Origin of the sequence: Azospirillum sp. TSH64 (genome assembly GCF_003116035.1) — a bacterium.
Lineage (GTDB): Bacteria > Pseudomonadota > Alphaproteobacteria > Azospirillales > Azospirillaceae > Azospirillum.
The window spans coordinates 1,407-2,534 of sequence record NZ_LGQW01000013.1 but is presented as its reverse complement, the minus strand read 5'-3'; the positions used below and the strand labels follow the sequence as shown (position 1 = coordinate 2,534).

Genomic DNA, 1,128 nt, shown 5'->3' with positions numbered 1-1,128 from the left:
TACACGATGGTGTACGGCATCATCGGCATGATCAACTTCGCCCATGGCGAGATTTACATGATCGGCTCCTTCGTGGCGCTGATCACCTTCCTGGCCATCGGCGCGCTCGGCATCACCTGGGTGCCCTTGGCGCTGCTGATCATGCTGCTCGCCTCCATGCTGTTCACCAGCGTCTATGGCTGGACGGTCGAGCGCATCGCCTACCGGCCGCTGCGCTCCTCGCCGCGCCTCGCGCCGCTGATCTCCGCCATCGGCATGTCGATCTTCCTGCAGAACTACATCCAGATCCTCCAAGGCGCCCGCTCCAAGCCGCTGCAGCCCATCCTGCCCGGCAACCTCACCCTGATGGACGGCGCCGTCTCCGTCAGCTACGTCCGGCTCGCCACCATCATCATCACCCTGGTCCTCATGGTCGGCTTCACCATGCTGATCAACCGCACCTCGCTCGGACGTGCCCAGCGCGCCTGCGAGCAGGACAAGAAGATGGCCGGCCTATTGGGCGTCAACGTCGACCGCGTCATCTCGCTGACCTTCGTCATGGGTGCTGCACTCGCCGCCGTCGCCGGCATGATGGTGCTGCTGATCTATGGCGTCATCGACTTCTACATCGGCTTCCTGGCCGGCGTGAAAAGCTTCACCGCCGCCGTGCTCGGCGGGGTCGGCTCGCTGCCCGGCGCCATGCTCGGCGGTGTGGTCATCGGCCTGATCGAAGCCTTCTGGTCGGGCTATGTCGGCTCCGAATGGAAGGACGTCGCAACCTTCTCCATCCTCGTCCTCGTCCTGATCTTCCGGCCCACCGGCCTGCTCGGCCGGCCCGAGATCGAGAAGGTGTAAGCGCCATGACCACGCACTCCAACACCCTCTCCGCCGGACACGGCGCCGCGCGCGGCGTCGACTGGGCCGCCACCGTCAAGGACGCCGGCCTCGCCGCCTTCGTGGCCCTGCTGCTGACCGTGCCGCTGGTCGGCCTGCGCACCGTCGACCGCCCCACCGGTCTCGGCATCGAAGCCCGGCCGGAAGAAGTCATCGCCTCCCTTCTGCTGGTCTTCCTCGGCCGGCTCGGGCTCGGGCTGATCCGCCAGGGCATGGCTCTGCCGGTGCTGATCCTGGCGCTGGTCTGCGCCGGCG

General features: G+C 66.8%; 2 protein-coding genes. Both read left to right on the top strand.

The window, feature by feature from the left end; genetic code table 11:
• The coding region (locus TSH64_RS01535; protein WP_109095394.1) for a branched-chain amino acid ABC transporter permease LivH at positions 1-834 on the top strand (834 nt) is incomplete at its 5' end.
• 5 nt (positions 835-839) lie between these two features.
• On the top strand, positions 840-1,128 hold a 289-nt coding region (locus TSH64_RS01530), incomplete at its 3' end, for a DUF3382 domain-containing protein (protein ID WP_146207976.1).